At 45.6% G+C, this 18,777-nt stretch carries 16 protein-coding genes and 1 riboswitch; of the genes, 14 read left to right on the top strand and 2 right to left on the bottom strand.

Annotation, left to right across the window (positions count from 1 at the left end):
- Nucleotides 1-8 precede the first annotated feature (8 nt).
- The 4 genes from V5G21_RS03530 (at nucleotide 9) to V5G21_RS03515 (ending at nucleotide 4,286) form a co-directional block, all read left to right on the top strand.
- Entirely contained in the window at nucleotides 9-1,289 is a 1,281-nt protein-coding gene (locus V5G21_RS03530; protein ID WP_095294617.1) for an aspartate aminotransferase family protein, read from the top strand.
- 206 nt (nucleotides 1,290-1,495) lie between these two features.
- Complete coding sequence (locus tag V5G21_RS03525; protein WP_338465222.1) at nucleotides 1,496-3,031, top strand: IS1182-like element ISBcl1 family transposase; 1,536 nt, start codon at nucleotides 1,496-1,498, stop codon at nucleotides 3,029-3,031.
- An 85-nt stretch (nucleotides 3,032-3,116) separates the two neighbouring features.
- Nucleotides 3,117-3,731 (top strand): esterase/lipase family protein, encoded by a 615-nt coding sequence (locus tag V5G21_RS03520; RefSeq protein WP_011247838.1) that lies wholly within the window; start codon nucleotides 3,117-3,119, stop codon nucleotides 3,729-3,731.
- Nucleotides 3,732-4,100: 369 nt separating this feature from the next.
- Nucleotides 4,101-4,286: a hypothetical protein gene (locus tag V5G21_RS03515; protein WP_374757916.1), complete on the top strand. Its 186-nt coding sequence runs from the start codon at nucleotides 4,101-4,103 to the stop codon at nucleotides 4,284-4,286.
- Here the strand turns inward: V5G21_RS03515 and V5G21_RS03510 are convergent.
- Nucleotides 4,260-5,057 carry a polysaccharide deacetylase family protein gene (locus V5G21_RS03510; protein ID WP_338465221.1) on the bottom strand — a complete coding sequence of 266 codons (798 nt, stop codon included), beginning with the start codon at nucleotides 5,055-5,057 and terminating at the stop codon, nucleotides 4,260-4,262. The genes V5G21_RS03515 and V5G21_RS03510 overlap by 27 nt on opposite strands.
- A gap of 138 nt (nucleotides 5,058-5,195) precedes the next feature.
- On the opposite strand from V5G21_RS03510, the gene V5G21_RS03505 reads away from it, so the two are divergent.
- The gene (locus V5G21_RS03505; RefSeq protein WP_011247835.1) at nucleotides 5,196-5,864 is read left to right on the top strand and encodes a glycosyltransferase family protein; all 669 of its coding nucleotides are present in this window, start codon (nucleotides 5,196-5,198) and stop codon (nucleotides 5,862-5,864) included.
- A 16-nt stretch (nucleotides 5,865-5,880) separates the two neighbouring features.
- On the opposite strand, the gene V5G21_RS03500 is transcribed toward V5G21_RS03505, so the two are convergent.
- Complete coding sequence (locus tag V5G21_RS03500; RefSeq protein WP_338465220.1) at nucleotides 5,881-7,638, bottom strand: SgrR family transcriptional regulator; 1,758 nt, start codon at nucleotides 7,636-7,638, stop codon at nucleotides 5,881-5,883.
- Between the two features lie 113 nt (nucleotides 7,639-7,751).
- Between V5G21_RS03500 and V5G21_RS03495 the strand changes: the two genes are divergently transcribed.
- From V5G21_RS03495 to V5G21_RS03455, 9 genes are all read left to right on the top strand, one after another.
- On the top strand, nucleotides 7,752-9,002 hold the full coding sequence (locus tag V5G21_RS03495) for an MFS transporter (protein ID WP_011247833.1): 1,251 nt from the start codon (nucleotides 7,752-7,754) through the stop codon (nucleotides 9,000-9,002).
- Nucleotides 9,003-9,201: 199 nt separating this feature from the next.
- Complete coding sequence (locus V5G21_RS03490; RefSeq protein WP_011247832.1) at nucleotides 9,202-11,565, top strand: 3-hydroxyacyl-CoA dehydrogenase/enoyl-CoA hydratase family protein; 2,364 nt, start codon at nucleotides 9,202-9,204, stop codon at nucleotides 11,563-11,565.
- 18 nt (nucleotides 11,566-11,583) lie between these two features.
- Complete coding sequence (locus V5G21_RS03485; RefSeq protein ID WP_035202723.1) at nucleotides 11,584-12,762, top strand: acetyl-CoA C-acetyltransferase; 1,179 nt, start codon at nucleotides 11,584-11,586, stop codon at nucleotides 12,760-12,762.
- A 23-nt stretch (nucleotides 12,763-12,785) separates the two neighbouring features.
- On the top strand, nucleotides 12,786-14,570 hold the full coding sequence (locus V5G21_RS03480; RefSeq protein WP_011247830.1) for an acyl-CoA dehydrogenase family protein: 1,785 nt from the start codon (nucleotides 12,786-12,788) through the stop codon (nucleotides 14,568-14,570).
- A 183-nt stretch (nucleotides 14,571-14,753) separates the two neighbouring features.
- Nucleotides 14,754-15,116: an arsenate reductase family protein gene (locus tag V5G21_RS03475; protein ID WP_011247829.1), complete on the top strand. Its 363-nt coding sequence runs from the start codon at nucleotides 14,754-14,756 to the stop codon at nucleotides 15,114-15,116.
- Between the two features lie 83 nt (nucleotides 15,117-15,199).
- Complete coding sequence (gene gcvH, locus V5G21_RS03470; RefSeq protein ID WP_011247828.1) at nucleotides 15,200-15,586, top strand: glycine cleavage system protein GcvH; 387 nt, start codon at nucleotides 15,200-15,202, stop codon at nucleotides 15,584-15,586.
- Nucleotides 15,587-16,028: 442 nt separating this feature from the next.
- Nucleotides 16,029-16,134: riboswitch (SAM riboswitch) on the top strand.
- Between the two features lie 63 nt (nucleotides 16,135-16,197).
- Nucleotides 16,198-17,226 carry a methionine ABC transporter ATP-binding protein gene (locus V5G21_RS03465; protein ID WP_011247827.1) on the top strand — a complete coding sequence of 343 codons (1,029 nt, stop codon included), beginning with the start codon at nucleotides 16,198-16,200 and terminating at the stop codon, nucleotides 17,224-17,226.
- Complete coding sequence (locus V5G21_RS03460) at nucleotides 17,216-17,884, top strand: methionine ABC transporter permease (RefSeq protein ID WP_011247826.1); 669 nt, start codon at nucleotides 17,216-17,218, stop codon at nucleotides 17,882-17,884. Before V5G21_RS03465 ends, V5G21_RS03460 begins: the two co-directional genes overlap by 11 nt.
- A 21-nt stretch (nucleotides 17,885-17,905) precedes the next feature.
- Nucleotides 17,906-18,763: a MetQ/NlpA family ABC transporter substrate-binding protein gene (locus V5G21_RS03455; protein ID WP_338465218.1), complete on the top strand. Its 858-nt coding sequence runs from the start codon at nucleotides 17,906-17,908 to the stop codon at nucleotides 18,761-18,763.
- Nucleotides 18,764-18,777: the final 14 nt, after the last annotated feature.

The raw sequence follows: 18,777 nt of genomic DNA, 5'->3' as shown, positions 1-18,777 counted from the left end.
TGCCCTTAATGCCACAAGAATGGAATGATTTAGCACAAACAATTCCGTACCGCCTTGCCCCAAGCATGGCGAAAGACCATCCGAACTTGCCTGTAGAAAAAGAAGAAGGCTGTTATTATTACGGCGTCGACGGAAAAACGTATTTAGATTTTACATCAGGGATTGCTGTGACCAATGTCGGACACCGCCATCCAAAAATTGTCGCGGCGATCCAAGAAGAAGCTGGACGTTTTACGCATGGGCCAATTGGCGTCATCCAGTATGAATCAATTTTACAGCTTGCCAATGAGCTGGCTGAAATCATGCCAGGTGATTTAGATTGCTTCTTTTTTGGCAATAGCGGAACAGAGGCTGTAGAAGGGGCGCTTAAACTTGCCCGCCATGTGACAAAACGCCCGTACGTCATTTCTTTTAATGGCTGTTTCCATGGACGGACGCTCGGGTCGCTCAGCGTTAGCACATCTAAGGCGAAATACCGCAAGTACCAGCCTGCACAAGGGATGGCTTATCAAATTCCGTATTATGCCACTGGCGATACGGAAGAACAAGCTATTGCCAAGCTTGAGGATTCATTTGCCTCCTTATTTGCCCACCAAGTATCGCCTGACGAAGTGGCAGCCGTCATTATTGAACCTGTTCTTGGCGAAGGAGGGTATATTGTCCCGCCCGCTTCTTGGCTGCAACGGATTCGCACTATTTGCGACGAGCACGGGATGTTGCTCATTTTTGACGAAGTGCAAACAGGATTTGGCCGGACAGGAGAGTGGTTTGCCGCACACACTTTTGGTGTCGTACCTGACATTATGGCGATTGCAAAAGGAATTGCTTCTGGGCTGCCACTTAGTGCAACTGTGGCCAATCATAAGCTCATGCAACAGTGGCCTTTAGGAAGCCATGCCACGACTTTTGGCGGAAATCCGATTGCGTGTGCGGCGGCACGGGCCACAATTGCAGTAATAAAAGAGGAACAGTTGCTTGACAATGCCAAACAAGTAGGCGCATATGCAAAACAACGTTTGAACGCCATGCAAGAAAAATGGCCGCAAATTGGCGCTGTCCGCGGTATAGGGATGATGTTTGGCATTGAAATTGTCGACCCGAAAACAGGTGAAAAAGACGGGGACACTGCTGCAAAGATTTTGGACCTTGCATTAGAAGAGGGCGTTCTCTTTTATTTTTGCGGCAATGCCGGAGAAGTGTTGCGGATGATTCCGCCATTAACGGTTACAAAAGCGGAAATCGATGAAGGCTTAGCGAAATTGGATCGGGCATTCACGCGGCTAGGCTAGTGGATGCAAATAGCGACGGCCTTTTAATTAAGTTTGGACGTTTTACAACAACGTGTAGCGTGTAAAAGGCGTAACACCTATATGACATTAAATGAAAAGCAGCAGCTGCTGCTTCAGCCTGTCGACAAAGTCTCGGTTTTACCGAGACAGTCGACAGGCTTTTTTGTACAATAAAAGAGAGAAAAAAAGGTACAGGGTGAGGAAGAATGTTGTCCAAACAGTTGGAAGATAAGCGAATGCAAATGGAAATGGTCTGGATTGAAAAGCTGGTGCCAGAGGATCATCTCGTCCGGAAGCTTGATGCGGCGATTGACTTTGATTTCATTTATGACCTTGTCGAAGACCTTTACTCAAAAGACAGGGGCCGGCCGAGTGTTGATCCCGTGGTGTTGATCAAAATGGTTTTCATTCAATACATCTTTGGCATTCGTTCGATGCGCCAAACGATTAAAGAAATCGAAACCAACGTGGCCTACCGTTGGTTTTTAGGATTTGGCTTTGAGGATAAGATCCCCCACTTTTCTACGTTTGGGAAGAACTACGTTCGTCGTTTCCGGGACAGTGATGTGTTTGAACAACTCTTTTATCGGATTCTGAAACAAGCTATGGACAAAGGATTTGTGAGTCCAGAGGTGGCTTTTATCGACTCGACTTCCATTAAAGCCAACGCCAATAAACGAAAGCATCGCAAAAAGGTCGTACGCACCGAGACGCGTGCCTATCAAACTCAACTAGAAGAAGAAATCAATGGGGAACGGGTGAAAAACGGAAAAAAGCCCTTACCTCCCTCGCAAAAAGACCCGTCGAGGGAGGTCAAGGAAAGTACCACCGATCCTGAGAGCGGTTATTACGTCAAAAGCGAGCGGGAAAAGATGTTTGCCTACAATTTCCATACGGCTTGCGATGCCAATGGATTTGTTTTAGGAACGATCGTAAAACCGGCGAATGTCCACGATAGTCAGGTTTTCCACGAACTGTTTGATCAATTGAAAACGAAAGTGTGCCAACCAAAGGTTGTCGCGGTGGATGCGGGGTATAAAACGCCTGCCATTGCCAAAAAACTTCAAGAAGAAGGCGTTCATCCCGTCATGCCATATAAACGCCCGATGACCCCTAAAGGCTATATCCGGAAAAACGAGTTTGTCTATGATGAATACTACGATTGTTTTCTTTGTCCCCAAAACCAGGTGCTTTCTTACCGAACAACGAATCGAGAGGGATATCGTGAATATATCTCCGACCCTCGGATTTGTGAGTCGTGCCCACTGCTCACCCAGTGCACAAAGAATCGGAATCACCAAAAGCTCGTCCTTCGCCATATTTGGCAGGATGCCTTGGATGAAGCAGAACATCTGAGGCATACTGAACGGAACCGAGACATCTACGCCAAGCGGAAAGAAACGATTGAGCGTGTCTTTGCCGATCTGAAACAGAAGCATGGTCTGCGTTGGACCAACCTGAAAGGGTTGGAAAAAAATGCAATGCAGGCGATGTTTGTTTTTGGTGCGATGAACTTGAAAAAATTAGCCACCTGGAGTTGGAGGAGGAATCTTCCTCCAACTCCAAAGTCTCCAATATCCACCCATCTCTTTATCATCAAAAAAACGCCTTTGAGAATTATTTTCTCAAAGGCGTTTTGTCTACGATCTGAAGCAGCAGCTGCTGCTTTTTTTTGTTTATCAACACGTCCTTCTAAAAACTTTTTCGTGATACAAAAAACAATAAAAATATCATTTTTTTAGTTGGGAAAATTCGCATTTCTATAGCGTCAGTAGCCTAATCATGTTATTTTGTAACCGATTCTATTATTCGAAGAGGAGGATGATTGTGAGATTAATTCGCTTGTCATTTTTAACTGTTCTAGTATGGTTGCTTACATGGGGAGGTGCTTATTCTTCTGAAGTCCGCGCCCAACAAACATCAAGTATCGATTTTGATAAACCAATTGTGCTCGTACATGGGATTGGAGGAGCGGGTTACAATTTCTATAGCATTGAAAGAAAGTTAAGAAGCGTTGGCTATGATCGTTCTGACTTACATGCAATAGATTTTGCCGACCGCTCCGGAAACAATTACAGGAACTCCCGACAATTGAGAGATTTTATTAACGATGTACTAACCAATTATGATGTCGACGAAGTAAATATTATAGCCCACAGCATGGGGGGAGCAAATACATTACGGTATCTTACCCAACTCGGAGGCGTTGAACATGTAGACAAAGTTATTACATTAGGAGGAGCCAACCGCTTGGGTGCAAGTTCAGTGCCAGACGGAGTCGATTTTACATCGATTTATAGCAGTTCCGATTTAATTGTAGCAAACAGTTTGTCGCGGATTGACGGGGCAAATAACATCCACGTTCCAGGCGTCACACATTTGCTTCTTTTGACAAATAACAGGGTTCAAGATCTGATTATCGAAGCATTAGAAAAGGAATAAAAACAGGTGCCTTTCTTCGGATAGGCGCCTTTTTTCAATCGCTTTGTAAGAAGCTAGTACAAACTTGTCTATTTTGCTAGGAGCAGTTTCCTTTTATTTTCCGTATCGAGAACTTGTAAGAATTTGCTTGTATGAATTAGTCAGAACCTTAATGGACGGCCAAAGAAAATGTTTACACTTGAATTGACAATTTATCTTTTAAATAAATAGACAACCCTTTTATCCAGTTTTGTTTTTTGAACCAATTCTTGCTTAAGGCATAATATATATATAAGCATAACTTTGCCTTTTTTCAGAAAGGGCAAGGCGTACATTTAAAAAGTGTGGTCTTAATCCTAATGATTATATTAATGGAAAACATTTTATGGAGTGAATGAAATGGATAGTGAACACATTTTTGATACACAAGGTATTTATATTGGCCGTTTGTTTACGCTTGGAGGATCTGCCTTGTTTTTAATAGGTTCATTTATTGCAGCTTACTTTGCTTATAAAGATTATCAAGAAGCATTAGAAGCAGAACCCGCTTCACTTCATAAAGGGAAGCGGCGCTAAACGAAAGACCGGGTTTGTGTTTTGTTTGGAAGAGAATTTATGGCGATCGACCATTTCCGATAGTGTTAAAAAGCTGTAGCCTTCATCTTGCAAGGCGGGGATAATTTCTTTAATTGCTTCTATTGTTGGCGTACGGTCACCGCCTCCGTCATGGAAAAGAATGACATCGCCAGGACGTATATTGTTTAAAACTTGGGCTGAAAGTTGCTTTTTATTCCGGTTTGCCCAATCTCTTGTATCTTGATGCCAAGACCATAAAAAAACGTCGTGTTTTGCCTCAATCGCAGTTTCAATAATAAGATCATTATAATAGCCTCCGACTGGGCGAAAAAAGGTTGGTTTGATGGCGAACAATTCTAAAAGAAGCATGTCCGTTTTGTTCATTTCAGTGGTTAAGGTTGCTTGGTTAATTGACTCATTGTAAGTGTGGGTATACGTGTGATTGCCAAGTTCGTGTCCTTCCATGATCGTCCTTTGGACAACATCGGCATTCTCTTTCACATTCTTGCCGACTACAAAAAAGGTTGCTTTTGCCTCGTATTTCTTAAGCACATCTAGAATAAGGGGTGTGTTTGTACGATCTGGGCCATCATCAAACGTTAAGGCTACAATTTTTTCATCTGTTGGAATTTCCCAGAACACATGTCCTGTCTTTTCGTACTCATGCCTTTCTCTCACTATAGCAGCGTCCACTTGACTCGGTATCAGTAAAAATAAGACATGACAAATCAATATATAACGAAACACAGTCTTGAAAGTCGGCCAATACACTTGTCTCTCTCCTTTTTTAAACACCGTTCCATTTATTATGGCTCTTTACAATGCCGTTTATCCGAACAAATTAACGTCATCACCATCCTGTTTTTGATGGAATATACTATTCAATCAGCAAGCAGGAGGGGTCGGCACATGGATCGGCAAAAAGTGTGCTTTATTAGTTGTGTCAATGATGAAGATCAGTATGTCCGGGCTGTGAGCCATATTGACATGCTTTATCCGCCTAAAGGGGTAACGGTAGAAAAAGTGGCGATCCGTCATGCAAAAAGCATGGCAAGTGGCTACAATGAGGCAATGGAAAAAAGCGATGCACGCTACAAAGTGTATATTCGCCAAAATACGATGATCATAAACCGCATGTTTTTGCATGATTTGTTGTTTTTATTTGAACAACATCCTGACTTAGGCATGTTTGGCGTCATTGGCGCAAAGGACTTGCCTGCTTCAGGTAATTGGTGGGACAGTCCCACGAAAGCCGGTAAAATGTTGGAACATCGCCATACGTATAGTTATTTATCGTTTTTAGAAGCGGAGTATGCATACCAACAAGTCGAAGCGATTGATGGTGCCTTAATGGCTACCCAATACGATTTGCCTTGGCCAGAAGTGGTTGATGGCTGGCATGTATATGACACCGTCCAATCTCTAAAATTCCAGCAAGCTGGATTCAAAGTCGGTGTTCCCCATCAACCGCACCCGTGGGTATTACATGAGTCCGCCCTTCAGTTTGACGAGTCCCCCTCGACGCGCTCTGTCTCCTTGTTTCAAAAATGGCGGGACTCCCGTGATGATGACGACTAAAGACGTGTTGCTAGATCTAAGATTTGCCGCGTTTCAGCCAAATCGTTGTATAATCGACCCAGCCGTAAGCATTTAATGCCACGTTTTTGACGTATTCCGGATACAACGCAAATTGTTTTAACCGGTAGAGGGGGAGGAGATAATGTGCTTGGCAAAGCGATGTTTCGATTGTTTGTAAGCTAGCCAGCAATGTTTCTGTTTTTAATTCCTGATGCCATAAACGCTTTGCTTTTTCCAAATCGTCTGTCCCCACGTGTGAATAAAGAAACCGGTGGCGATCAAAAAACAAGGAAAAATAGCCATACACTTTGTCATCGTAGCCAAGCTGCTCGCCGAGCAAAAGGTCTGCTTTTTGTTCGAGGGCTAATTGTTGAAGCTCATGATAAGGAAGGAGGTGCAACCGCACAGAAATGCCTTCTGCTTTAAGCGTTTGTTCAATCCAACCAGCATCCCTCTCATTGCCCGCTCCGGTGTAGCTATATAGCTGAAGCTCTTCTCCATGGTAGTTGCTCTTTAACAAGCTTGCCTGTCCTTTTAGCCTGTTACGAGTCGTTAGGACGCTTTGCCCTTGGGCGAAAACACGATCAGCTAGAATACTGCGGGTGCCGCCAATGTCTTGAATCATTGAATGTGGATCTAAAAAATGAAACAGCGCCTCGCGCAAGCGAGTGTCATTGGCACAAAGGCCGTGCTTTTTGTTTAACGAAAGGAGTTTGCAGCCTATGTCCATTGAGTGCTGCTGCTGGAAGTGATGCTCTTCTTTTTCGACGTATGGGTAATGATAAAAATTTAATTGGTTTGCGGCTAAGAATGCTGTTTCTGGTTCGTTGTCATAAAGGGCTGGAAAGATATACATGGTCACTGCATCAAGGTGTGGCCTCGTACTAAAGTAGCGCGGAAATGCTTGAAGGCGAAGGCGCTTACTTGAATGGTCCGACAAGGAAAAAGGCCCTGTGCCGATTGGAAAAGATGTCATTTCGTCTTTATAGACAATGGCCCCGCCTAATGAAGCAGCAAACGCCAGAAAATGCGGAGTAGGCTTGGAAAAACAAAACTCCACTGTGTAAGGACTAAGTGCAGATAGGCGATGCAAATGCTGGATTCCCCAATAATAGGGCGACTTTTCCGTGTGGCGTAAAAAACTGGCGCCAACTTCCTCAGCGGTACAGTGCTGCCCATTATGAAAAAAAATGTTTTTCCGCAAATAAAAAGTCCACTTTGTGTTTGTAGTGTCCGTTTCCCAATAGTGGGCCAAATCTGGAATATAACAGTCGTTTTTAGGATCATACTTAACGAGTTGGTTGAATAAGTGGCTCATCAAATGATTTTCCGTCCGGCGGTGTATCGTAGCCGGGTCTAATGCGCAAACCCCACGGTAAGTAGGGAAACGGAGATGATCCTCTTGCTCGATTTGTTCTAGGTTAATTGAATTTAAAATCGAATCAATAAAGGCGCGGCTGCTTGCGTGTGAGCGTGAATAGGTTTGAACGAGTTGAATCGCCGCATCAAGTGATTGCTCAGAAACGCGTTTTTTTGCTTCAGCTATGACGACAGCGTCATAGTCTGCCAACAAGCGAATATAGGACACATGGCCTCTGCCTTTGCCAGGCCGCCATTCAATCCAGCCACGCTTTTGCATTTTTTGGACAAGCAATTTTGCGTTCCGTTCTGTACATGAAAGCTCGTTTGCTAAAGTACGGACAGAAAGGGGCTGTCGCGCTTGTGAGTAGTTTAATCGTTTGGCCAACATGAGGTAGTGCTCAAACAGTTCCATTGTTCCGAGCCTCCTGTCTTTATAAAAAAGGGGAAAAATAACTATATCTAGTTTACACTTTTTTTCCCGTTTTGGGACCGCCATAATGGAATGAAAGAAAAGGGGCGGTTTTATTGCAAGCAAAACAGGAGGAGAAAAAAGGGGAACGCCTCCAGGCATCCCCGCAAAAGAAAGTGGTGGCGATTGCGCTATTAACAGCCGCTGCCGTGCTTGGCGATGCAATGTTGTTTATTGTGTTGCCCCTTTACTGGCAGGAGTTTGGCCTTACAGCTCTTTGGCAAATTGGCATATTGTTATCTGTCAATCGCTTCGTCCGTTTGCCAATAAGCCCCCTTGTCGGCTGGTTTTATAGCAAGTTTGAACTGCGGACTGGTGTGCAATTGGCCCTCATTTTGGCAACGGCCACGACTTTTTCGTACGGCTTTTTCCAAAGCTTTGCTACCCTTGTCGTGGCACGGGCCGTTTGGGGTGTCGCTTGGGCTTTGTTGCGTATTGGCGGCATGCTTGCTGTAGTGGAATTTTCCAGCAAAGACAATCGTGGCCAACTGATGGGCACTTACAATGGTTTATGGGGGATTGGCGGACTGGTCGGTATGTTGGCAGGAGGCATTTTCGTCGAACAGGTATCTGTATTTCCAGTCACGACTGCTTTCGCGACGATTGGCACAATTGCCTTCGTCATCGCCCCCTTTGTGATCCCGAAACGCCAACAACCAGATGATAACAAACCGCTTACTCATGTTAGGAGAGCAGAAAAAACCCTTTCGCCTTTTACGATGCTCGTGTTCGCGACAGGCCTTACGATGGGGTTCGTTGTGTTCGGACTGTTTTCGGTTACACTCAGCCCGCTTGTTGAGCGCGCAATGGGTGGGCAACAGCTGGAAGCATTTGGTCTAATCATCGGTGCAGCTTCAATTGCAGGAATCCTTCAAGCCTTGCGCTGGGCCTGGGATCCATTCGTTGCCCCTTTTTATGGGAAAATGCTAGACCGCAGGCCGCTTTCGTATTTATGGATTTACTTGCCTATACTCGGGATTGGTTGTTTATTTTCGTTATTTGCGCTGCTTGATTCATTTTGGCTTTTGTTAGGGGCCGTACTTGTATTTCAACTTCTGTCGACCTTTTTTGTAACCACTGCCGATACACTTGCAGCCCGGGCGGCGGCGCAAGGGAATAAAGTCAAAGTAATGACGATCCAGGCAGTCGTAGTCGATTTAGGAGCAGCGACTGGGCCGCTTGTATCGTTTTTCATTGTCGACACCTATGAATTGGCGCCTTTATATTGGCTAGCTGCCGCGTTTTTAAGTACACTGTCTGTTTTATGGTTTGCTTATAGCCTCAACATGCGACGCAAGCCAACTTGACGAAAAAGGACCTGTGGTAAGCAGTTGCCGAAGCTCCTCTTCAGCAACTGCCTTCCTTATTCAAAAAAAGAAAATTTCTTATTGCAAACGCTATCATAATTGACTATAGTAAAAGAAAGCCTTCTTTGAGAAGCCCTTTTTTTAACGTTAAAAATGAATGAGTGTTCATTCGGTTTGATCATTTGAGAGGAGGAATACGATGGTTCGTCCTATCCGCAAAGCAGCAGTCATTGGTGCCGGCGTAATGGGTGCAAGCATTGCCGCTCACTTAGCGAATGCTGGGATTTCCGTTTTATTGCTAGACTTAGCACCGCAAGATGATGGCAAAAGCGCCACAAACGTGGCAACGCTCACGAAAAAGCGGAGCCGCAACTACCTTGTGGAACAGGCGATTGCAAAATTGAAAAAGCAAAAGCCGGCCCCATTGGCTTCAAAACAAGCACTTCATTTGATTGAAGCCGGAAACTTAGAGGATGACTTTGACAAACTAAAAGAAACTGACTGGATTATTGAAGCCATTATTGAGAACTTGGAAGCAAAAACACAGCTATTGGCTAAAATTGACGAAGTCCGCGCTCCTGGTGCAATTGTATCATCCAATACTTCTGGCATATCGGTGGAAGCAATGTCGCAAGAAAGGAGCCTAGATTTTAAAGCCCATTTTCTCGGCACGCACTTTTTTAACCCACCGCGTTATTTAAAATTGCTTGAGGTGATCCCGACTAAGGAAACGAAAACCGAGGTTACAGAATTTATGCGCGAGTTTGCTGAAACGGCGCTTGGCAAAGGGGTCGTTGAAGCGAAGGATACGCCTAATTTTATCGCCAACCGGATCGGCACGTATGGATTGCTTGTCACAGTCGATGAAATGCTTAAAGCCAATGCATCGATTGGTGAAATTGATTCTGTGACAGGGCCACTCATCGGCAGGCCGAAAAGCGCGACATTCCGGACACTGGATGTAGTTGGACTGGATACGTTCTTACATGTGGCCAAAAATGTCTACGAGGAGACAGAGGGTACTGAAAAAGCGATGTTTGATCCCCCGGCTTTTATGAAGGAAATGGCGAAGCGTGGGTGGATTGGCGCAAAAAGCGGCCAAGGTTTCTACTTGAAAGAAAACGGGGCGATTTACGAACTAAATCCCCACACGTTTGAATATGAACCGCGCAAAAAAATGAAAGCGCCTTCTATGGAGCAAGCAAAGTTAATGAAATCGAAATCTGCCAAGTTACGTGCGGTTGTATGGGCAGATGATCCGGCAGGCAAGCTGCTCTGGTCGATTTTAAAACCGGTATTGCTTTATGCAGCCGAGAAAACAGCGGAAATAGCCCATGATTTGTTGGCGGTCGATGAAGCGATGCGCTGGGGCTTTGGCTGGGAAATGGGCCCATATGAGCTTTGGGATGCACTCGGTGTAAAAGAAACGGTGGAAAAAATGCAGCTTGAGGGCGAATTTGTGCCGACATGGGTGACGGCTATGCTTGAACAAGGCCATACGTCGTTCTACAAAGATGGCGCTTTTTACCACGACGGCGACTATCTTCCTGTCCGTACCCATAAAAAGCAGCTGTCTTTAAACGTGCTGAAAAGAGATAAGACGATTACAAAAAACACAGGTGCGTCTTTAATCGATATCGGCGACGATGTCGCCTTGCTGCAGTTTACTTCGCCTAACAATACGATTGGCCTTGATGTAATCCAAATGATCCACAAAGCAATTGACGAGGCAGAAGCAAATTACCGCGGCCTTGTAATCGGCAATCAAGGGAAAAATTTCTGCGTTGGCGCTAACTTAATGATGATGCTAATGGAAGCGCAAGACGACAACTTTTTTGAGCTTGATCTCGTTATCAGGCAGTTCCAAAAAGCAACAGCGCGTATCCGGTATGCAAATGTCCCTGTTGTAACCGCTCCTTTTGGAATGACGCTTGGCGGAGGTACTGAGATCAGCTTGCCAGCTGCAAGCATCCAAGCAGCCCACGAAACGTATATGGGCTTAGTGGAAACAGGCGTAGGCCTCATTCCAGGCGGAGGAGGCAATAAAGAACTGTACCTGCGCAATATAGCCCGTTATGGCAGCGACAATCTTGCTGATTTGCAAAAGGCGGCGCGAAAAACGTTTGAAACGATTGCTACCGCCAACGTATCCACATCAGCGGCAGACGCGAGGGAAAAAGGCTTTTTGTCTGAACGGGACGGCATTACAATGAACGACTTTTTCGTTAATAACGATGCCAAGCAGCGTGTTCTGTCTTTAGCAGAGGGGTATCGGCCGCCTGCAAAAACAAAGATCCCTGTGACAGGAAGAGCAGGTTATGCGACGTTAATGCTTGGCGCGAAAATGATGGAATGGGGCGGTTATGCATCAGAGCATGATTTGAAAATCGCCAAAAAGCTAGCGTTCGTCCTTTCTGGAGGCCAGGTGTCAGAAGGTACGCTAGTTGATGAATCTTATTTGCTTGATTTGGAAAGGGAAGCGTTTTTAAGTTTGATCGCAGAACCGAAAACGCAGCAGCGGATGCAGCATATGCTTACGAAAGGAAAACCGTTGCGCAATTAATAAAGGAGGGCGGCATCTATGAAAGAAGCAGTTATTGTGGCAGGGGCGAGGACACCAGTCGGGAAAGCGAACCGCGGCTCTTTTAAACATGTGCGTTCCGACGACTTAGGCGCCATTGCCGTGAAGGAAACATTGCGCCGCGCCAAACAAGTCGAACCGGAAGAAATTGACGATTGCTTGATCGGCTGCGCCATGCCCGAAGCGGAACAAGGGATGAACATGGCCCGAAATGTGAGCGTGCTTGCGGGCATTCCCCAATCAGTTCCAGCAGTGACAATTAACCGCTATTGCGCTTCCGGCTTGCAAACAATCGCTTATGGGGCCGAACGGATTATGCTAGGGCATGCGAAAGCAATCATTGCAGGTGGCGCAGAATCAATGAGCATGATTCCAATGGGAGGTCACGTCGTCAAACCGAACCCAACGTTGATCGACGAAGCGCCGGAATATTACATGTCAATGGGCTATACGGCGGAAGAGGTGGCGCGCCAGTACGGCATTAGCAGGGAAGACCAAGACGCGTTTGCGGTAGAAAGCCATAAACGAGCAGCGGCTGCACTTGCCAATCAGCGCTTTAACGATGAAATCGTACCTGTTCCTGTCGTTGAACAGCACTTTGGGGCAGACGGAACGGTTCAAACAACGGAACGACTTGTTGAGATGGATGAAGGCGTGCGCGCAGATACTACGATCGCTGCACTTAGCAAGCTTAAGCCAGCATTCCAGCTTAAAGGGACGGTAACAGCTGGGAATTCATCACAAATGAGCGATGGCGCTGCGGCTGTCCTGCTCATGGACAAAGAAGAAGCGGAAGCTCGGGGGTTAGAACCACTTGTAACGTTTAAAAGCTTTGCTGTTGCAGGGGTAGCGCCTGAAGTGATGGGGGTTGGCCCAATTGAGGCAATTCCAAAGGCGGTGCGTCTGGCAGGATTACAGCTAGAAGAGATTGGTTTGTTTGAGTTAAACGAGGCTTTTGCTTCCCAAGCGCTTGCCGTCATACGTGAATTGGGGCTTGATTACGACAAAGTCAATGTCAATGGCGGAGCGATTGCCTTAGGGCATCCACTTGGCTGTACAGGCACAAAATTAACGTTGTCGCTCATCCATGAAATGAGGCGGCGCGATGAACGATTTGGTGTTGTGACGATGTGCATTGGTGGCGGCATGGGGGCTGCTGCTGTGTTTGAACGACATTAAACAATTGGGGAGGCGAACCGAGAATGAGCAACACGACTGAAAAACTTTTTAAAGGTGGCGGCTTTTTGCTTGAAGATATGGAGCCTGCCCACATCTTTACATTGGAAGACTTAACCGAAGAACAACAAATGATTGCTCGTACGACAAAGGATTTTGTGGAAAAAGAAGTTTTGCCTTATGTCGATGAAATTGAACAGCATCAATTTCAACATACGACAAGGCTGTTGAAAAAGGCTGGGGAATTGGGGCTGCTTGGCGCCGATGTCCCAGAAGAATATGGCGGGCTTGGCCTTGATAAAATCAGTTCTACCCTCATTTCGGAAGAATTTTCAAAAGCCGGAGCGTTTGGGCTAAGCCACGGTGCCCATGTCGGCATCGGCACGTTGCCAATCGTTTTTTTTGGCACGAATGAACAAAAGAGCAAATACTTGCCTAGCTTGGCCAGTGGCGAGACATTTGCCGCTTATGCCTTAACAGAGCCTGGCTCAGGTTCAGATGCGCTGAGCGCCAAAACGACAGCAGTTCTAAACGAAGCAGGTACACATTATGTCTTGAATGGTGAAAAGCAGTGGATTACCAACTCTGCTTTTGCGGATGTGTTCATTGTTTACGCTAAGGTAGACGGTGAAAAGTTTACCGCTTTTATCGTAGAGAGAACGTTTGATGGCGTCAGCACCGGGCCAGAAGAAAAGAAAATGGGCATTAAAGGATCATCTACGCGTACGCTAATATTAGAGGATGTTGCAGTGCCTGTGGACAATGTCCTTGGCGAGATCGGCCGTGGCCATGTCATTGCCTTTAATATTTTAAATATTGGCCGTTATAAACTTGGAGTCGGCTGTATTGGCGGTGCTAAGCGGGCGTTGGAACTGGCAGCGACGTATGCGACAGAGCGGAAGCAATTTAAAACAACGATCGCTTCATTCGCTTTAATTCAAGAAAAACTCGCTTCCATGGCAACCGAAATTTACGCGTCAGAAAGCGCCATTTACCGAACAGGCGGACTGATTGAAAGCCGCTTTGCCAGCTTAACCGAGGAAGAAAAAAATGATGGCCGTGCCGTTGCTAGCGCGATTGCGGAATACGCAATTGAATGTTCATTGAACAAATTTGCTGGTTCGGAAACATTGGATTTTGTAGCTGACGAAGCCGTGCAAATCCATGGCGGCTATGGCTTTATGGCTGAATACGAAGTAGAGCGTATTTATCGTGATTCCCGGATTAACCGGATTTTTGAAGGCACGAATGAAATCAATCGTTTGCTTGTCCCGGGCACCCTTATGCGAAAAGCGTTAAAAGGCGATTTGCCGTTTTTGCAAAAAGCACAAGCGTTGCAAGAAGAATTAATGATGCTTATGCCTCAAGAAATTGATGATACACCGTTGGCGCAGGAAACCCATTTGTTGGCGATGGCTAAAAAAGTATTTTTGATGGTCGCTGGAACAGGTGCGCAAAAATATGGAGCGCAACTGGATCAAGAACAAGAAGTTCTTGCTGCGGTAGCGGATATTGTCAGCGATATTTATTCAATGGAGTCAGCGATTTTGCGGACGCAGAAAGCACTTGACGCGTCATCACCAGAGAAAGAGCAGCAAAAACTTCTATTAACAGAAGTGTTTACACAAGAGGCAATTAACCGGATCGAAGCAAATGCAAAAAAGGCGTTGTCTTATATGGAAGAGGGAGATACGCTGCGCACGATGCTTTCGATGTTGCGCAAGCTAACGCGTCATCAGCCTGTTAATGTCGTGGCAAAAAAACGGAAAATCGCCAAGGCGATTATTGCTGAAAAGAAATACGTCATTTAAGGTAGCAATTTTGGGGCTTTTGGCCCCAAATAAAAATACAATGCTCCTCTCGCAAGGGGTATTCTCCTCTCACTGAAGAAGCCTAATCACGGGCTTCTTCTTTCATGTGAGCCAAAAAGTTGTGTATGCGATGGTTTTCGGTAATAATAGACACGAGTCCACTGGATAGAAAGGATGCTGGAAATGGGTGTAACGGTTTATCAATATCCAAAGTGTTCTACTTGCCGTAACGCATTGAAATGGCTTGATGAACACGGTGTTTCTTATGAAGCGATCCATATTGTCGAGGCACCGCCGACAAGTACAACATTGAAGGAACTTCACCAAAAAAGCGGTTTGCCATTAAAAGCGTTTTTCAACACAAGCGGAAAAAAATACCGGGAGCTTGATTTAAAAAACAAACTCGGCGAAATGAGCGATGAAGAGCAATATCAGCTACTAGCTAGTTCAGGTATGTTGATAAAACGCCCGATTGTAACAGATGGCACAAAAGTGACACTTGGCTTTAAAGAAGATCAATTTCAAGATATGTGGTCAACTTTTTAGTGGTGTAACAAGAAGATTTCCTTTCGCTTATGAGCGATTTCCTGTATGATAAACTTCGAAAAGACCACATTGGAGGGGTTAACATGAGTAATTTACCTGAAGAGCTAAAGTATTCCGAAGAACATGAGTGGGTAAAAACGGAAGACGGCAAAGTCCGTATCGGCATCACTGATTTTGCCCAATCTGAACTAGGCGATATTGTCTTCGTCGAACTTCCTGAAGTGGGCGATGAGATTGAAGCGGACGAGCCATTTGGCAGCGTTGAGTCCGTCAAGACTGTATCTGAATTGTATGCGCCAATTAGCGGAAAAGTCGTTGAAGTGAATGAAGAACTTGATGATTCCCCAGAGCTTGTCAATGAGTCACCGTACGAAAAAGCGTGGATGATCGTGGTTGAGCCGGCTGACGCAAGTGAAGTGGACAAGCTGATGTCAGCAGGAGAATATGCGGAGATGATTAGCGAAGATTAATGCTTTAGCTCTTCTTCTGGCTGATCTTCCCTCGGATACAAATTTTCCTGGCGTGCACTCTAAAGATAGGCGTTTAAGCCAGAGGAGACTCGGGAGGAAGAAGCACGTATAGAAACGGTTGTCGCAAACGAACGGAGAAGGCTGGCCGCTTCAGGTGCCGTAGTGAATAGCTGCGGCCCTCCCATCGGCGTTGGCTTCATGGCAAGATGGACGTTTTCTATATGAGTTGCCTAGTTGGAGAGATGGAAATAATTGCTGATCGAACGCGAATCGATCGAATAGCGAAGACTTGCCTGGCAGGGGCGGGTCTTTTTTTCTGATACCGATAGGGTTTTGCTTTATTCGCGCAAGGCAGTTTAATTTATTTAAGAAAGAATTGACGCCGCCATAAAGCCATGCTATGATACGGCTACATTAGAGTTTGATAAAACAACCATATTCATTCTTATCGAGAGAGGTGGAGGGACTGGCCCAATGAAACCCGGCAACCGCAAGTTCGCTTGAAGGTGCTAAATCCTGCAAAGCATATGGGCTTTGGGAGATGAGAGGGAAGCAACAGCACCCTTTCTGTCTGTCCGGCAGAAAGGTTTTTTTATGGAGGGACATTGACAATGATTTCTCTGAAAGGAATCAGCAAAACGTTTAAAACGAAAAATGGCGCTGTCCAAGCTGTCGATAACGTCAACCTTGAAATTGAAGCTGGGCAAATTTTTGGGATCATTGGTTATAGCGGAGCTGGAAAGAGCACGCTTATTCGGTTGCTTAATTTGCTTGAGAAACCAACGGAAGGGTCCGTTAAAATAGATGGCAAGGCACTGTCGTCGCTTACGCCAAGTAAATTGCGGGCAGCTCGCCAAGAAATTGGCATGATTTTTCAGCATTTTAATTTACTTTGGTCGCGGACGGTTAGGCAAAACATTTCGTTCCCGTTGGAAGTTGCAGGAGTTCCAGCTGCGCAACGGAAGAAACGGGTCGAGGAATTGATTGAACTTGTTGGGCTTCATGGTCGAGGAGACAGCTATCCGTCTCAGTTGAGCGGCGGTCAAAAGCAACGGGTTGGAATTGCTAGGGCGCTTGCCAACAATCCGAAAGTGCTGTTATGCGATGAAGCAACTTCAGCGCTTGACCCAAAGACGACGGATTCCATTTTGGATTTGCTCCTTGACATTAATGAAAAACTGAACTTGACGATCGTGCTCATTACTCACGAAATGCACGTTATCCAAAAAATTTGCCATCAAGTGGCAGTGATGGAAAACGGCAAGATTGTCGAACAAGGGCCAGTCATTGATGTGTTCCGTAAGCCGAAAGAGCAGATGACAAAGGAGTTTGTTAAGCAGTTGGCGCAAACGGGGGAAGAAGAACAATCGCTTTGGCATCTTCTTGATGAAAAGAGCGACGGCACGATTGTCTCTTTAACGTTTGTTGGCAACCCTGCTGAAGAACAACTTGTAACGGAATTAATCCGACGTTTTCCGATCGACATTAGCATTTTGCAAGGGAACATTTCAAAATTGCAACAAGGCTCCTATGGAAAGCTGTATTTACGGCTATTAGGGGCAACGAACGAAATTGAAGCAGCGCTTGCATACATCCGCGGCAAAGAAATAGACGTGGAGGTGATTGAGCATGATCGCTAAATGGTTTCCAAATGTCGTGTGGGAAGATGTGTGGGCAGCTACGCAAGAGACGGTTTACATGACAGTCGCCTCAGCAGTTGCAACCTTTTTTATTGGCTTGCTCCTCGGCTTGTTTTTATATTTGACCGCCAAAGGCAATCCATGGCAAAACCGCTTCTTTTATAAGATCGTAGCCGCTTTTGTAAATGTATTTCGCTCGATTCCGTTTATTATTTTAATCATATTGCTTATTCCATTTACGCGGGCACTCGTTGGTTCGATTTTTGGCCCAAGTGCAGCATTGCCTGCTTTGATTATAGGCGCTGCGCCATTTTATGCCCGCATGGTTGAAATTGCTTTGCGGGAAGTGGATAAAGGCGTCGTCGAAGCTGCACAGGCAATGGGCTCAACAAACCGCCACATTATCTTTAAAGTGCTTATTCCTGAATCAATGCCAGCGCTTGTTTCTGGCATTACTGTAACGACCATTGCTTTGATCGGTTATACAGCAATGGCCGGAACAATTGGTGCTGGCGGTCTTGGCACACTTGCGTTCCAACAAGGGTTTCAGCGCACCAATCCAGATGTGATGGTTGTCGCGACTGTCGTTATTTTAGCGATTGTGTTTGTGTTCCAGTGGATTGGCGACTTTTTCACAAGTCGATTAGATAAACGCTAATAAAAAGGAGAGGACGAGAAGATGAAAGCATTTTTGAAAACATTAGGTGTCACAACAGCAGCAGTTGCACTCGTTGCTTGCGGGCAAGGCGGCAACGAGCAAGGCGGGGCAAATGGAGACGGAGGCAATGCAGACGAGCCAACGACCATTAAAATTAGCGCCTCCAATGTGCCCCATGCCGAAATTTTAGAAGAGGCAGAGCCATTGCTTAAAGAACAAGGCGTCGAGCTGGAAATCGAAATTGCCCAAGACTATGTTTTGCCAAACATTGCTTTAAACGATGGCGATGTCGATGCCAACTATTTTCAACACCGCCCTTATCTTGAAGAACAGCTTGAGCAAAATCTGGACTATGATTTTGTTGAAGCTGGGGCCATCCATTTAGAGCCAATGGGCCTTTATTCACAAGAATATGACAGCGTCGACGACCTTCCTGACGGAGCAACGGTGATGATGAGCGATTCTGTCGCTGACCACGGCCGTGTGTACTCCCTTCTTCAAGAAGCGGGTTTAATTACCCTTAAAGAGGGCGTTTCAGTTGATGCAACCGAACAAGACATAGTGGATAACCCGAAAAATCTAACGTTTGTCAATTCTGGCGTTGCTGCTGAGTTGTTGCCGCAAGCATATACGAACAATGAAGCGGACTTGATTGCGATTAATTCCAACTATGCGATCGATGCTGGCCTATCGCCAACAGAAGACTCTGTCATTCTTGAAGAAGGCGATGCCGAAAATCCATACGTTAATTTGATTGTCGTTCGCAGCGAAGATGAAAACAATGAAGCGATTCAAAAACTTGTTGAGGTGCTTCAATCTGAAGAAATCAAAACATTTATTGAAGAAAACTATGGCGGAGCGGTCATCCCTGCCGAGTAAGGAAAAAGGCTGCC

The sequence above is a fragment of the Shouchella rhizosphaerae genome (assembly GCF_036700015.1).
Lineage (GTDB): Bacteria > Bacillota > Bacilli > Bacillales > Bacillaceae_D > Shouchella > Shouchella rhizosphaerae.
Note: the sequence above shows the minus strand (reverse complement) of the source record. Positions and strands in the feature narration are given on the sequence as shown.

Coding starts and splice junctions, on each gene's coding strand:
- V5G21_RS03530 (WP_095294617.1), top strand. CDS start 9: ATGCCACAAGAATGGAATGATTTAGCACAAACAATTCCGTACCGCCTT.
- V5G21_RS03525 (WP_338465222.1), top strand. CDS start 1,496: ATGTTGTCCAAACAGTTGGAAGATAAGCGAATGCAAATGGAAATGGTC.
- V5G21_RS03505 (WP_011247835.1), top strand. CDS start 5,196: ATGGATCGGCAAAAAGTGTGCTTTATTAGTTGTGTCAATGATGAAGAT.
- V5G21_RS03500 (WP_338465220.1), bottom strand. CDS start 7,638: ATGGAACTGTTTGAGCACTACCTCATGTTGGCCAAACGATTAAACTAC.
- V5G21_RS03490 (WP_011247832.1), top strand. CDS start 9,202: ATGGTTCGTCCTATCCGCAAAGCAGCAGTCATTGGTGCCGGCGTAATG.
- V5G21_RS03485 (WP_035202723.1), top strand. CDS start 11,584: ATGAAAGAAGCAGTTATTGTGGCAGGGGCGAGGACACCAGTCGGGAAA.
- V5G21_RS03480 (WP_011247830.1), top strand. CDS start 12,786: ATGAGCAACACGACTGAAAAACTTTTTAAAGGTGGCGGCTTTTTGCTT.
- V5G21_RS03475 (WP_011247829.1), top strand. CDS start 14,754: ATGGGTGTAACGGTTTATCAATATCCAAAGTGTTCTACTTGCCGTAAC.
- gcvH (WP_011247828.1), top strand. CDS start 15,200: ATGAGTAATTTACCTGAAGAGCTAAAGTATTCCGAAGAACATGAGTGG.
- V5G21_RS03465 (WP_011247827.1), top strand. CDS start 16,198: ATGATTTCTCTGAAAGGAATCAGCAAAACGTTTAAAACGAAAAATGGC.
- V5G21_RS03460 (WP_011247826.1), top strand. CDS start 17,216: ATGATCGCTAAATGGTTTCCAAATGTCGTGTGGGAAGATGTGTGGGCA.
- V5G21_RS03455 (WP_338465218.1), top strand. CDS start 17,906: ATGAAAGCATTTTTGAAAACATTAGGTGTCACAACAGCAGCAGTTGCA.